The organism is Bradyrhizobium sp. LB13.1 (genome assembly GCF_054056815.1).
This window is the reverse complement of the sequence record NZ_JBSRYQ010000001.1, coordinates 4,729,651-4,744,756: the sequence shown is the minus strand read 5'-3', so window position 1 is coordinate 4,744,756 and position 15,106 is coordinate 4,729,651. Positions and strand designations below refer to the sequence as shown.

The following is a 15,106-nucleotide window of genomic DNA, read 5'->3' as shown; positions in this document are numbered from 1 at the left end:
CTTAGCGTAGGTCTGCTTTAATCAACTCGTCAGCCCTCGCGACCAGATGCTGAGGAACAGATAGGCCAATATCTTTGGCAGCTTTGAGGTTGATGGCAAGATGGAATTCGCTCGGCGCTTCGACGGGCAAATCACTTGGCTTTGCGCCGTTGAGGATATTCTGAACGAAATATGCGCCCCGGCGCCATATTCCATCAATTGTCGGACCATAGGCAAGCAGTCCGCCGCTCTGCACCCATTCTCGATATTCATGGGCGTTCGGGATTTTGTTTTCTATTCCGAAGTCGACAATCCTCTTGCGATCAAAGACGAACATCGGATCGGTGACAGTAGTCATTGCATCAATCATCGTATCCCGCCTTTTGCGCAGGATTGAAGCAAACGCGAGCTCAAATTCCGGCGGTGAACGAACTTCAAACGGCTGCGCTTCAATTCCCAATTTTTCAAATGCCGAAGAAATACTGTTGAGATGATTGCTGGCGTAAGAGGGGAGCGGATTGTAAAGAACTGCCAACCGCGAGAGTTGTGGAACAATTTCTTTCAAGAACTCGACACGTTTGACATCGCGATCAGGCGAGAGATTGTCGATGCCCGTAAGGTTCCCGCCAGGATGTGAAAGAGACGAATATAATTTGGCTTCAACGCCGCCGCGGCTCGAGAGCACGACAATGGGAATTGTCGCAGTAATCTTCTGCACCAAAAGTCCGGGGTAATTTCCCACAGCCACGATCAGGTCCACATTCTGCCGGACGAGATCGGCAGCCATCTCGGGCAGAAGTTCCGAATGTCCTTTTGCCTCCCGCCATTCGATGGTGAGATTGTTGCCCTCCGAATAGCCGCGATTGCTTAATTCGTGAACGAAGCCGTTTACCCAAGGATAGCTGCTCAAATTAGCCGTCAGATATCCAATCCGGTAAATCTTTTTAGATTGCTGCGCCTGAGCGGCCAGCGGCCACACCGCAGCGCCGCTGAGTGCGGCTATGAACTCGCGCCGCTTCATGTCTGATGCCTCCGCAAAGCCTAGCTAGAGACAACCTATCACTCGCCGCAAACTAACACATTGGAACCGGGTGGCCATGACCTCTGCCACAGAATCTCGAGTAGGCTCGCCAGCCGCGGGATGTCCGGTGAATCTCCGCTCTTGCTCGCGCAGCAGCTCGGATGTTCTTCAAACGAAGCTGAATGCTAATCCGTCAAGGCCCGGGACCCGCTTGCGCCGCAGGCGGCTTTCCGCGGCAAGGAAGACCGCCCATGCGTGCGCAAAGGGCGACCAACGCCTCGCAATGACCTTTGTTCTGTCAGGCGGTTTTCAGCCTTGACCCGGGCCACGTCCCAGGCGCCGCGGCAGAATGTACTCGACGTCAATGCTGATGCCGTCCCCGCTCAGGGGGGTCGCTGTGTAGACCGCAGAGACGGCCAATTCGAAGAAGCTCCCGATCGTGAGATAGCCGATCGTGAGCGCCGACTCTCCGCTTGGGGGGCCGCCGAGCAGCAACTCCGCGATGTGGCAGCAATCGTCCATCGTCGCCGCCAGCGGTGGAAGAGTGATGAGCTCGCCGGTGTGTTGAGAGATTTTGGCTGGATCGGCGAATTTGGGCTCGCGCCCAATAACCGCGCCCGCGTTGATCAAGGGTACGAAGAATTTCGCGACCTGCGCCGGCTGACCAGTGATATTTTGAATGTTGACCTCGGTCGCGTACACGCCCGGCCTGGCGCCTGCGGTACAGCAGCAGTTCGTCTCGGTTTGTCTGCCGCACACCACCTTCACGCTGTGCACGAGGAACTCGGCTTGCGGCGGTACAGTGGCGGCGGCGAGCAATTCGTTGAACGGATGCGGGAGACGGTCACTTGCAGAGCCCGTCGGATTTTTGGCCATTTCGATCTCCACGATGGTTTGCGGATGGCGACCTACACGCCGAACTTACGCCAGACTCGACGCAATCCTGTGAGAGATGGCTCACACACTTGGAAGAAACCGCGACAGGCCAAAGTTCGTCGCAAGCAGTGCAACGGATCGTCAGGCGACGATCACTCGATTATCCGTTGAAGCGCCAAAAGAGAGGCTAAGACGAGCACCTGGGCTCCGGCCAAGGTGATGCCAAGGAAAACATTGTGCATGGCGCCGCATCTCCTATTCATCGTTCCCCCGGCCACCTTGTTGGCGACGTAGACGGGATCGTCAAATGATCCCTCAGCCGTCGTCATTGGTTGCGTTTCAGTTCGACGACGAATCCCTCCGACAGATCGTCGGGATCGCTACGCTCGCAGGCGGGACAAGACAGCCTCGTACTGGTGCAGTATCTCCCTCGAGGAACACTTGGGCCCTTCGGGTGCCTCATCTGTCGTGTTCGGCATTTCTGTAGGTGCGATCGCGCCCAATGACGAAGTCGGTGGTAGCATCATCGCCGTTTCTCGAGCCGGGACTTCGAAGCGTTGGCAGTCAGGGGGTCGAGGCTTGCCATCAGTTTAACCGTTCGACTGAGGCGATCCTTATGGGTGGCCTGTCGGTCGAACCACCGGTAGGTTCCGCCACTTGCTGCGGCAAACACCACCCCGATCCGATCAGCAATAGGACAAGGGTAATGCCGACAAACCCGAAATATTTGATCAACGGCATGGGTCGTCTCCCATTTGAGACGACCTTGAGTAGATCGCTAAAGATAGATTAAAAACGGAAACGTGGTTATCAGCGATGTTGCGATGCAGACGCGATGCCGTTTGGCCGAGGAGAGAGCCGAGCCTTCAGCGCGTTGAGAGGATTCGCTCTCTCAAAGAGGCAGAAGTCGACGCCACCTCCGCTCCGCTCACTTGCAAACTAATGGCTTCGACATCGTACAAATGCGAACGTTGCGCTGCTTGCGTGCGCGGCTCCTGGAGCGAGCCTAATCAACCGAAGGCCGACTTCTTCCATAACTTGGATTTGCGATCGACCATCTCATTGAGGACTACAATAGACAGGAAGTTAAGCGAAGGTCGGCATGAGCGGTCCAAGATCCGCGGAGGGCATTATGGCCAGCGGTCATGAGTACCGCACAGGAAGGCCGAACACATGGCTGCTTGCTGACCTTCGCTTACAGGCCCGCGATGTCTGCCTTCAGGAGATAAGCCGACCTACTCAGGTCAAGCAGGTGTCGAAGTCAGCCTTTGACCCTCAGACCGAACGTTCATTCAGCATCACCGCAACAACTTGTAAGAGCTGTGAACCTAGTCAGCAACCTTGACCGATCGCAAAGCCACGAATTCTGCTAGCTTCGAGCTCTGGGCGTTTGGTGCCTGCGGGGAGGGAATGGTGACGGACTCAGAAGTCTCCAGCGACCGACCGAATGAACCGGCATCCGGTAGTGACCCACTGAACAAAACGCTATCTGATGACGAGCCTCCGGACCAACCGGCATCGACTCGCAATTTTAAGGCTCGCTTTCGGGTAAGATTGCAATTGATCGGCGGGGCGCTCGCTTCAATTGCGGCTATCGGCGCAGTCGCGGGTGGCCTCGTCGGCTACTGGACTGTGTGGAAGACGCTCCGCACCGACGTGTTTCCGGACAAGCAACAGACGCAGAGGGAGGCTATGGCCCGGCCCGACATTGCTCCCCGCTTGTCACTTGTCGTTCTGCCGATTCGCAAACGTCAGCAACGATCTGGAGCAGGACTATTTCGCCGACGGCATCACGACCGACCTAACGACCGACCTCGCGCAAATGCCCGGCGCGTTCGTTATCGGACGGGGAACGGCCTTTACATACAAGAACAAGCAGATCGAGTTCAGGACGCTCGGCAAGGAGCTTGGCATCCGCTGGGCGGTCCAGGGCGCGGTGCGGCGCAGCGGGGATGAGGTCCGGGTCAACGTATCACTTACGGATATCGCGAGCGGTCGGGACGTCTGGTCCGATCGTTTCGACGGCGATCGTACGAACCTCGCCGCCTTGCAGGACCACATCACAGCGCGGCTTGCTCGCTCGCTTAACATTGAACTGATCCAAGCCGAAAGCCGTCGCAGCCAAGTGGACCGATCGAGGAATCCAGACGCTACGGACTTCACGATGCGAGGCTGGGCAAAGCTCTATGAGCCGCAGTCGAAGATCCAAAATGGTCAGGCAATGGACCTATTCGATGGTGCGCTGCGCCTCGATCCGGACAACGTCGAAGCCATGATTGGCAAAGCGCGGTGTCTAGCGGCTGGTGTGAACAACCGATGGTCTACATCCGTTGTCGAAGACAAAAAGCAAGCGATCGACCTCATCGACAGAGTTCTGTCCAAAAGCTCGGCAAGCGCGAGTGCTCATACGACTAAGGGAACCATTCTTCTATTTGGACGTCCTGAGGAGGCATTGGCTGAATACGATACGGCGCTTGAAATTGATCCAAATAATCCAGCTGCCTACGCTACTAAAGCAATTGCACTCATCGCCTCTGGGCGCGCGCGCGACGCCTTCTCGCCGGCCCAGTTGGCTCTCCGTCTCAGTCCCAGAGATCCTTTTGCTTTCCAATGGCGCTTCCGGCTCTGCCATGCACACTTGCACCTGCGCCAATATGGAGAAGCCATCGAGGAATGCGGGCGCTCGGTTAATCTGAACAACTCGCACTTGTACGCCTATGTAGATCTGATATCGGCTTATGGAGCCACGGGGCAATTGGAACAGGCACAGCGGAGCTTGACTGAATTGAACAAGCTCCGATCAGACTTTACGATCCATTGGTACCGTGATCTCGTTTACTCGATGTCAATCAACCCGCAGTTTCGTCGAGAGATCGACGACATTCTCGATGGGCTGAGGAAGGGAGGGGTCCGGGAGCAATAAGAAGCAAGGCTATTTGCTTGCTGACGTCGACGGCCTCTTACATCTCGAATGTCGCCTATTGGCCCATCGCTACCGCTGATGCGGTGCCGCTACATGTCGGCTCAGAGGGTTAGACCGGAAGTTTGCAGCCGAGCGCTAGACCGACGCTTTTGACCCTTAGCGGTGGCAAATGACCTGCACGTCATCCGTAGCATCAGCAAGAAGGCGAGATGGGCCGAAGTTTGGAATACCGCAGTGCATCATATCAATGACTGGGAACGACTTCCCCACTGTGCTATCGTTTTCCATCACAGCCCGGTATGTGGCTTCTATCTGTGATGAGAACGTCGGTTGCGCTCCCGCCCTCCTCTAACGATAAGAGGCGCGCCATGGAGCAGCAACGGCGTCGTTTCCAGCAAACGCTATCACTTCAAGAGCTGCTGGTGCTTTTCGCCGCCGCGCGACAAAAGGCTTCGCATCTTCACAAAAGCAAATCTAAAAGGGGAGGTTTCATGCGCTCGATTCATGCAGCGGCATTCGCTCTTTGTTTGCTCACAGTCGCGCCGGTAAGGTCCCTCGCCGGTGACCCCCAGCACGATGTCTCGGCGGCTTACACAGCATTTGATGCGACGTACAACAAGGGCGACGCGAAGGCCGTCGTCGCGTTATATGTGCCGAATGCCAAGGTGCTACCGCCAACCCACGAGGTGGCGTCGGGTCCCGCGGCGATTGAGAAGTTTTTCGCCGGGTTCTACGCCAACGGCGTAACGGATCACAAACTTGAGCTGATCGACGCGGGTGGCGATGACAAGGTCGTCTATGGCACGGCAAACTGGAGCGCCAAAGGCAAGGACAAGGATGGCAAGCCTGCGAACTTCTCTGGCATCGCCACCCACGTGTTCGAGCGTCAGGCGGATGGTTCGCTGAAGCTGAGGTTGCATACCTTCAACTGAGCTGGCCGTATATGCCGCCTCGCGAGGAGACTTCGCGTGGATATCGCGGAATGGCTTCGTGGCCTTGGGCTGGAGCGCTACACACAGGCCTTCCGGGATGCCGAAGTCACGCCCGAGATCCTGTCAGAGCTGACCGAGGCCGACCTGCGGGAACTTGGCTTGCCACTCGGTCCACGTAAGACGGTGCTGAAAGCGATTTACGGGCACGGTTCATCGGATGCTCCCGTTCTCGCTGTTGAGGCTCGCGCGTCGGCTACAGAGCGGAAGATAGCACTCCCGTCGGATGCTGACCGTCGGCAACTCACTGTCATGTTTGTCGATCTGGTCGGCTCGACCGCGCTTGCCGCGGGGCGCGACCCTGAGGAGATGCGTGACCTCATGCAGGCCTACCACAACACCGTGGCAGGCGAGATCACCCGGTTCGAAGGCCACATAGCCAAGTTCCTGGGCGACGGCGTGCTCGCGTACTTCGGCTGGCCACGGGCCCATGAAGACGAGGCGGAGCGTGCCGTTCGCGCCGGCATGCGGGTGACTAAGGCGGTCGCGGCCCTTGCCGGGCCCGCTGGTGCAGCGCTTGCCGCTCGCGTCGGCATCGCAACCGGCCTGGTGGTCGTCGGCGAACTGATTGGAGAAGGCGAGGCCCGCGAGCGTGCGGTCATCGGCGAGACCCCGAACCTGGCCGCGCGATTACAAGGGCTCGCCGAGCCAGGCAGCGTTGTGATCGCCGAGTCCACGCGCCATCTAATTGGCGAAGCCTTCATGTACCATGACCTCGGAACAGTGCCTCTAAAAGGTTTCCCTGGCCCAGTGCAAGTCTGGCTGGTGATCGGTGAGAGCCCGGCGGAGAGTCGATTCGACGCACAGCACGGGCTCTCGACGACTGCGCTGGTAGGGCGCGACCAGGAACTCGCACTTCTCTTGGATCGCTGGGAGCGGGCGAAAGAGCGAGAGGGACAGATCGTCCTGCTTGGCGGCGAACCAGGCATCGGTAAATCCCGCCTCCTGCGGGCCCTGCGCGACCAGCTCGCGGGCGTTCCGCACATACCCCTCAGCCATTTCTGCTCGCCATTCCATACCAACAGCACCTTATACCCTGTCATTGGGCTCCTTGAACGAGCAGCGGGAATTCGGCGGGAAGACCTTCCCGAAGAGCAGCTTGATAAGCTTGAGGCGATGCTTGCTCTTGCAACAGACGACGCGCATGAGAGCGCACCCGTTCTCGCGGACCTGTTGGCAATCCCGACAGGCGAGCGATACCCGCCACTGAAGCTCAGTCCACACCAGAAGAAGGAGCGAACGTTTCAGGCTCTTTTGGAGCAGGTACGAGGCCTGGCGGCAAGACAGCCTCTGCTTGCCATTTATGAGGATGTCCACTGGGCCGACCCCACCATGCTCGAACTCCTCGATCGGGCTGTTGACGAGGCGCAGCGGCTCCCGGTCCTCATGATTATTACCTTTCGACCGGAATTCGTTCCGCGCTGGACGGGACATGGACACGTGACAACACTCTTCTTGAGCCGGCTGGGACGCAGGCAAGGCGCTGCCGTGGTCGACCGAATAACCGGCGGCAGATCGCTTCCGCAGGAGGTGCTTGAGCAGATTTTGGCCAAGACGGATGGCGTGCCGTTGTTCGTCGAGGAACTGACTAAGACCGTCCTCGAATCCGGGCTCCTTAGGGAGCGGGGCAACTGCTATGAGCTGATAGGTCCGTTACCGCCGCTGGCGATCCCGACGACGCTCAAGGACTCGCTGATGGCTCGGCTGGACCGGTTGGCACCGGTGAAGGAAGTCGCCCAGATCGCAGCCTGCATCGGGCGAGAGTTCGGACGCGACCTTCTGAAAGCGGTAGCTCCGCTCGATGAGGATGCCCTCCAGCTTGCTCTCAATGAACTGCTGGAGGCGGAGCTCATATTCCGGCATGGAATTCCACCGGCTATTGGCTACAGCTTCAAACATGCGCTGGTACAGGACATCGCGCACGAGAGCCTCTTGAGGAGCAAGCGGCAGCAGATCCATGCTCGTATCGCCGCTGCTCTCGAAGAGCTTTATCCGGCCCGTGCGGAGGCGGAGCTGGAGATGATTGCTTCGCATCTCACCGAGGCTGGGCTGGCGGACAGGGCCGTCGGCTATTGGATGCGGGCCGGCCGGAACGCCGCGGGGCGTTCCGCCAATCTCGAAGCGATCACTCATCTTACAAGCGGGCTAGACGCGCTCAAGTCCTGTCGAGAGGGGCCGGAGCGGGATCGCCAGGAACTCGCGCTGCAGACGGCAATCGGGGGGCCGCTGATCGCCATTCACGGATACACGGCTCCGCAGCTCGGCACTGCGTTCGACAGGGCTCACACGCTCTGCAAAGAACTTGACGACACGGATGCCTTGTTCGCCACGCTCAGCGGCAAGTTTATTTTCCATTTTGTCAGAGGCGACTACGGCGCCATGCAGAGCCTGGCGGCCGAGGCGCGTAGCGCCGCCGAGCGCACCGGGGACGTGGCACTGGAATTGGCGGCGCATCGTTTGGCGGCTCTCACGGCCATGCACGCCGGCGACTTTCTTAAGGCCCGCTCCGAGTTCGAGACGATCCTGAGTCGCTATGAGCCGACGGCGCATCGGCCGCCGCCTGTGCACTATGTCCATGACCCGAAGGCTTCTGCGTTACCCTACTTGGCGATTGTGCTTTGGATCCTAGGCTACCCCGAGCAAGCGCAGAGAACGAGCCGCACGGCGTTTGAGTACGCTGTTGAGTTGAACCAGACGAACCTTACCGCCCACGTGGAGGTCTATGGCGGGGCCGCGCCTGCGGAGCTGATGGGTGATGTGGCGGCTGCGCATGCGCACGCGGACGCTATCATCGACCTCGCTGATCAACACAGCTTGAACTACTGGCGGTTAAGCGGACTCATCCTGCGGGGCTGGGCAATGGCACGGGAAGGCAACGTGGAGAGTGGTTTGACGCTCATGCGCCGGAGTCTGAACGAGCGGAACCGGCTCGGAGCCAGTTGGTACGAGGTTCGGTACTTGTGCATGCTGGCAGCGACGTACCTGCAACTGGGTGACGGCGACAAGGGCCTCGTTACCCTCGCTGAAGCAAAGGACCTCGCTGCACGCAATGAAGAGCACATGTGGGACGCAGAACTTGCATGCCTCGGTGGCGAATTGCAGCGCATTCGTGGTGCTTCACCGGATGAGGTCGAAGCGTATTTGCAAACCGCGCTCCACGTTGCACAGGGCCAGAGCGCCAAGTCATTCGAGTTGCGTGCGGCCATGAGTCTGGCTCGGCTTTGGCGCGACCAGGGTAGGGTAGTCGAGGCGCGAGGTATCGTTGGCTCCATTTACGGGTGGTTCACGGAAGGATACGAAACACCTGACCTCCGTACCGCTAAGGCACTCATGGCGGAACTAGCTGCGCCCTAATACTCCTTTGGCTTTGCGCAGTTCCGCGCCATCTAACTGTACCGAATTGGCGCGGGCGCTATGGTCCGCCAGAGCATCCGCGGCGTATCTCAGGCGCAGATATTCTATAGCAAACTCGCGACCTTCGGCTGGCGCAAGCGCTCCTCGCTACGAGGATGACCGCTTCCTGCGGCAGACCGGACTCCGCAACGCGGCAAGCTGGCTTCTGCTGTTGACCCGTAGCGGACGTTCGCGACTGGCGATGAGCGCGTCTGCTTTGGCCGACGTCATGCAATGTCGCTGAACGACGCTACCGCTCGCCCGCATAAGCTTTTCTTCGTCCTGAAGGCCAAAATGCCGAACTTTAGCGACTGTCCAAAGCTGGACCGCATTCACGCAAGTTGTGGCAGCTATCATCCCAAGGAATGCGTTACAGGTTGGGCAGTCGTCCACGCGCAGGCCGCAGCGTCAGATAGTAGGTACTTTAATACGCCGCGGAGCGCCGTTCAGTTGAATTATAACAGCCGCTCGTATGTCACGGTTTGGCATATAAAGGAATCTTAACAACTTCAGCGCGTAATACATTTGATTTGACATGACGATATTAAAAAGAATTTGGGCCAGCCAATGAGGGCAATTTCTGCGCTCGATCTCATTACTGAGTTGGATGCCACCATCGCGAGGAGCTCATCCGAACGTTGTGCGCGCATGCTCTGGCGCACCACCGAGCTGCTCGTCGACGGTAATAACCGATTGCAAGAGCCGCAGGTCGGCCTGCTTGACGACGTTCTAATTCGCTTAGCCCGGCGGATTGCGCCGGGGACGCTCGCCGAGCTCAGCACGACGCTCGCCGACCTGGGTACTGCTCCGATGAAGACCCTGCGACGTCTCGCCTCGTGCGGCGATCCGGCGATCGCAGTCCCGATCCTTATGAAATCTCCCGCCCTATCGCCGGCTGATCTCGTGGCGATCGCGACGTCCGGCAGCGAGGATCACCTTCTCGCCATTGCTGGGCGGCGCAGGATCGAAAGCCCAGTGACTGAGGCAATATTGCAGCGCGGCAGCAGCAAGACTTGTCTGGCCGTCATCGGCAATCCGGGCGCTGAATTCTCAGGCGCGGCCTATGCCAACTTGGTCCGTAGGGCTGTGGATGACGACGAGATCACGAAAGCGCTGACGCTGAGGCCAGACACCCCGGACATGGTGGTTCGGGAGCTGCTGTCGGCATCGCCACGGCCGGCGAATAAGGCTTCCAACGCAAACGCTTCATCGCAGGTATTAGCGACAGCGAAGGGACCTTGCGACACTGAGTACGCCGCCGCGAGGCCGGAGATCATATCGCTCAATCGGAGCGGAAAGCTGAGCGACTCGACTGTCAATCGGTTCGCGATCCGGCGCGAGACAGCCAACCTGTTCACGGCGTTGTCGGTGCTGTCGGGAGCACCGATTGAGGCCATCGAGCAGGTTATGGCAGAGTCCGGTTACGAAGGCCCGGTTATGGCGTGCCGGGCATCGCGCTTGAACTGGCAGGCCACGCTGGCGGTCCTCAACACTCGTGGCGCGGGGCTTTCACCAGGCGAACGCGCACGAGCTCAGGTGCTGTTCGAAACGCTTCATCTCTCGACCAGCCAATGGTCCGTTCGTTGGGGAGAAATCTCCGCGGGCGCCCGCGGTCGCACTGCAAGATCGGCAGGAAACCCATGAAATTCGATGGTCGCAAGGCGTCTCGGGTGCGCATGGACAACAGACAACCCGTGAACCTGATGGGCTCCGACGGCACCTGGCGGCGAAGCTGCGTCTTGCTCGATATCTCGAATACCGGCGCCAAGATCGAAGTCGAAGGATCGCTCGATGTTCTCTCGGCCAAGGAGTTCTTCATGCTGCTGTCGTCGACGGGACTGGCCTATCGACGTTGCGAGCTGGTCTGGATCGACGGAACCACGGCTGGCGTCCACTTTATCCAAGCAAATGGCAAGAAGGCCCAAACGACCGCGAGCGACAGAGGCGCGCACAAGCCAACCTGAGCGAGCAGTGTTATCTAAGTGAGCCAATGACCTTGGACCACCGACGAGGCCCATTCAGACCGGCACCCGACGAACGAAGGCACCAGTCATGCTCGTGCACGTATTGGCCGACACTTCCGAAAAGCTCTTCGGGCTCTGCTCGCTTTTTGGAGGGCAGTTCACCGTTGCCGGCGAGCGGCTCGATGTAGAAGCAAAGCTTCCGCGCGCTGCTGCTGCGGTCGTCGTCCGTGCCGACCTGCGGGCGGTCGAAAACATTGCCGCGCTGAAAAAGAGAGCTGCGCGGTTCGCCAAAGCAAAGAAGCGCATCTTCCTCGTCGAGCAAACCTCCCACTTTTGCATCTCGCAAGCTTATGCGCTGGGCGCAACATTGGTGTTGCCTGGCAAGATCGAGGCAGCCAAGCTCCTGGCCGCTTTGGTCGATCCGGCCGCCCACGGAACTGGGTCGACGAGCGGCATCTCGAAGTCTGACAATGCGGTTGAGGCCGCAGCAACCGCCATTGCGTCGATGTTCACTTCGATCACCCTCGGGGAACGGGTCGACGTCGCCGGTCCCAAAGAGGCCGGCCGCAAGATCACCAACCGGATTTCCGAGCATGGGCTATCCGAATGGCTGGCCACTGTGCGGCGCCATCACGAGGGAACGTTCCAGCACTGCCTGCTCGTGACCGGCGTCGCCGTCGATTTCGGCCTCAGTCTCGGTTTTCGTAAAAGTGACCTTGAACGGCTCTCCACCGCTGCCATGTTCCACGACATAGGAAAAGCGAGGGTGCCCTTGGCGATCCTGGACAAGCCAGGACGCCTCGACGACGACGAGCGAGCGTTGGTCGAAACCCACCCAGCGACGGGTTACGATGTGCTGAAGGGGCACGGGGACATCTCACCCGAAGTCCTCGATGCTGTGCGGCACCATCACGAATATCTCGATGGCAGCGGCTATCCTGATCGCCTCTGCGCCGAGAACATCACCGACATTCGTTCGCATTCTCACCATTTCGGATATCTTTGCGGCGCTGATCGAACACCGGCCCTACAAGCTGACCATGCCGCGCGCGGCAGCGTACGAGATTCTCTGCGGCATGAGGGGAAAGCTGGACAGGGCGCTAGTCGTCTCTTTCAAGGATGTCGCGCTTACCAGATGAATTCTGCTCGAACCTATGCAGGAATATTCCACGTCTCCACTCAAGGCGTGATCGGAGGCGGTCTCATTTCCATGCACTTCGGCTTCTGGCCCGAAGCCGACGTCCTGCCTGCCGCTGTTCAAACTCCCCTTTATCAGCATACCTAAGGGCAGTGCCGCTGCCGTTTGAGGTTGCTTGCCCCAAAACGATTTCACGTGTTGAATTGGCTTACGAACACGCTGCCTCTTCGCCAACTGTCAAGCGACGTAGGCTTCCAGCTTGAACAGCGCTCGCTCCAGGGCATCGTGACCAAGGAGGCCAACGGTCAGCTGAGCAGGAGAATCAAATGTCCAAGCTCTCGCGACGGGAATTGGTTGGAGGTACGGTCGCTGCATCTGTGGCGCTCATGACCGCGCCCTCTGTGCGCGGCGCTTATGCGGGCGGGAAACTGACTGTAGGTTTCTGGGATCACTGGGTGCCCGGCGCGAATAAGACCGCGACCGAAGTCGTGGGCGAATGGGCAGAGAGAGAAAAGGTCGACGTTCAGATCGACTATATCACGAGCCAGGGCAACAAGCTGCTCCTGACCGGGCAAGCTGAAGCCCAAGCGAAAGTCGGCCACGACATCCTGCGCCTAGGGACATGGCAGCCGCACGGTTTAGCCGAGTTGCTCGAGCCAGTGGACGATGTGATGGGGCCGGTTCTCGAACAGAACGGCGAAGTCAACGAAACAGTCAGATATCTCGGTCAAGCTAACGGCAAGTGGATCGGCGTGCCCGCCTGCCAAGGTAGCCAACTCCAGCCTCCCTGCTCGCGCATAGACCTGATGAAGGAGCACGCCAAAATCGACGTGCAGGCGATGTATCCAGCGGGCTCAGCGCCAAGGGCCGAAGATTGGACGATGGATACGTTTCTGAAGGCGGCGGAAGCGTGCCACAAGGCCGGTTTCCCGTTCGGGATTGGACTGGGTGACACGAACGACAGCGTGTCTTCCGCCGGAGCTATCTTCCAGTCATTCGGCGCGAATCTTGTTGACGCTTCTAGTCAAATCACCGTCAGGACGGATGAGGTACGGCAGGCGCTGGAATTCTACAAGAGGCTGCTTGCTTTCCTTCCGCCAAACGTTGGGGCATGGGACGATGCATCCAACAACAAATGGCTGATCGCCGGAAAAGGGACGCTCATCTGCAATCCGCCGAGCGCGTGGGCTGTTGCGAAGCGCGACGCCCCGCGAGTTGCCGAACAATTGTGGACCCATGGCATGCCGGCGGGTCCAAAGGGTCGCTTCGCACCCTATCTTCCTGCCTTCTATACGATCTGGTCGTTTTCGAAGAACAAGGAAGCAGCGAAAAGCCTGATTGCGCATTTGTCGTTGCCATCCTCGATCGAGAGGCTTGTGGTCGCCAGTACGGGTTTTGATCTACCAGCTTACCAGAAGCTGACAGCACTGTCCGTATGGGCGGAAGCAGGACCCCCGAAGGGGACGCTTTATCACTATGCGAATCCGTTCGACCATCAGAAGCTGTCAGTTGCGGGATGGCCGGCCCCGCCAAAAATCGCGGAGCAGATCTATACGCGGGCGACAATGACCAAGCTAGCGTTGCGCTATGCGCGCGGCGAAAAGATGGAAACGGCGGTCGCCTGGGCTGAAGGCGAGTGCGAAGGCTTTATGCGAAGCTGATAGAAGGCGCCGCTGGCAGACACTCCCTTTCTCTGCTTTCAAAGATACAGATTGCTCAGCGGGGGCCATTCGTGGCGATGGACGTGAACTAGCGCGCCTGAATGTTGTTACGGTGACAGTGCTGGACTGCACCCCTGAAGTGAGACACGCTAATTGCAGTGACTGTGCGGTTGCCACGGTACTAGAGCTAGGAGTTCTGCAACTCGCTCAGCAGACGGGTAGGGCCGCAAGGCGCTGTCACTATCCGTGAGCCTGGTTTTGGCACGGAACGGACACGCCACGGCGGTCCTGGATGTCCACTTCTTGAGAGTGGAGCCGATATTCGCCAGGAAGCCTGTTGCTGGCCTCAGAAGAAGCCATAAGCTAGCGCGAATAGCGCAGCCGAACCGGGGGCAATCGCGGCCCACGCGCTCCATCGACTTTGCTGATAAACCAAGAGCAATACCTGCCTTGGGTCGTCGATACCGCTCGCGAGCCCACGTTTGACTTTGCTCCCCTTGCTCAGCCTCATCCTCGCGGAAATGAACCAAAGGGTCGCCGCAATCGCAGTACCGCTCTCCGCAGCAATCTCGCATAATCGCTTCATGCCGTACCGCCCTCACAGATCCTTTTCCAATATCGGGTCCCGCCATTTGACCTAAAATCAAGCGATAGGAGTGTCGGCCTCCCGCGCAGCGCCGCAACACGGTGCGACCCATCAATTACAGGACGTGCGCTTTGGGGCTAAGGTAGGCAGACCGTCCATTGATCTGGGTCAACGTCAGGGACCCTTGCCGCTGACCTAATGCTCAGCAGCACCTGAGGCGGCTCTCGTCACCTTTCAGTGGCGCAAGCGAAGAAGGAGGTCCACCATGCATCCGAAGAAGCGTCTTTCGATCAAGTCAGCGACTGCTGCCCGGATTGCCGCCAGCGCCCTGTTGGGCCTTGCAGGTCTCAGTCTCAATCCAGCGCCAGCCAAGGCGGTCGTGTACTGCCAATACGTTGAATACCCGACCGGCTGCATTGCCCGAGCAGGAGTCGTGCTTAGGCCTCGTCCGGTGGCGCGCGCTGCAGTCCGGCATAATGCTGGCGGCAACTTAAATGGTGGCGTCAATCGCGTTGGGGTGCGGCGGTAAAGACTGTTTTGCGGGTCGAGACGATGGCGTCCCTGCCGCCGCCAGGG

The 15,106-nt window shown here is 58.9% G+C and carries 9 protein-coding genes and 1 pseudogene; 8 read left to right on the top strand and 2 right to left on the bottom strand.

Translation table 11 applies throughout. The features are described from left to right. Position 1 precedes the first annotated feature (1 nt). Both ACVWYI_RS22595 and ACVWYI_RS22590 read right to left on the bottom strand, forming a co-directional pair. Positions 2–1,000, bottom strand: coding sequence for an ABC transporter substrate-binding protein (locus tag ACVWYI_RS22595; RefSeq protein WP_456663238.1), 999 nt, complete (start codon positions 998–1,000; stop codon positions 2–4). 309 nt (positions 1,001–1,309) lie between these two features. Beyond that, entirely contained in the window at positions 1,310–1,876 is a 567-nt protein-coding gene (locus ACVWYI_RS22590; RefSeq protein ID WP_354053183.1) for a hypothetical protein, read from the bottom strand. Between the two features lie 1,726 nt (positions 1,877–3,602). On the opposite strand from ACVWYI_RS22590, the gene ACVWYI_RS22585 reads away from it, so the two are divergent. The 8 genes and pseudogenes from ACVWYI_RS22585 (at position 3,603) to ACVWYI_RS22550 (ending at position 15,059) form a co-directional block, all read left to right on the top strand. After that, a complete protein-coding gene (locus ACVWYI_RS22585) occupies positions 3,603–4,799 on the top strand; it encodes a tetratricopeptide repeat protein (protein WP_456663237.1) in 1,197 nt (398 codons plus the stop codon). Positions 4,800–5,167: 368 nt separating this feature from the next. Then, positions 5,168–5,731: a YybH family protein gene (locus ACVWYI_RS22580; RefSeq protein WP_354053181.1), complete on the top strand. Its 564-nt coding sequence runs from the start codon at positions 5,168–5,170 to the stop codon at positions 5,729–5,731. Between the two features lie 36 nt (positions 5,732–5,767). Then, positions 5,768–9,142, top strand: a complete 3,375-nt coding sequence (locus tag ACVWYI_RS22575) for an adenylate/guanylate cyclase domain-containing protein (protein WP_354053180.1) — start codon at positions 5,768–5,770, stop codon at positions 9,140–9,142. 606 nt (positions 9,143–9,748) lie between these two features. Further along, complete coding sequence (locus ACVWYI_RS22570) at positions 9,749–10,825, top strand: DUF2336 domain-containing protein (protein ID WP_456663236.1); 1,077 nt, start codon at positions 9,749–9,751, stop codon at positions 10,823–10,825. Further along, positions 10,822–11,145, top strand: a complete 324-nt coding sequence (locus tag ACVWYI_RS22565) for a PilZ domain-containing protein (RefSeq protein ID WP_247523718.1) — start codon at positions 10,822–10,824, stop codon at positions 11,143–11,145. The genes ACVWYI_RS22570 and ACVWYI_RS22565 overlap by 4 nt, the downstream gene beginning before the upstream one ends. Positions 11,146–11,233: 88 nt before the next feature. Next, positions 11,234–12,284 (top strand): annotated as a pseudogene (locus ACVWYI_RS22560) (HD-GYP domain-containing protein). A gap of 325 nt (positions 12,285–12,609) precedes the next feature. Further along, complete coding sequence (locus ACVWYI_RS22555) at positions 12,610–13,944, top strand: ABC transporter substrate-binding protein (RefSeq protein WP_456663235.1); 1,335 nt, start codon at positions 12,610–12,612, stop codon at positions 13,942–13,944. 851 nt (positions 13,945–14,795) lie between these two features. Next, complete coding sequence (locus ACVWYI_RS22550) at positions 14,796–15,059, top strand: hypothetical protein (protein WP_354053175.1); 264 nt, start codon at positions 14,796–14,798, stop codon at positions 15,057–15,059. Positions 15,060–15,106 lie beyond the last annotated feature (47 nt).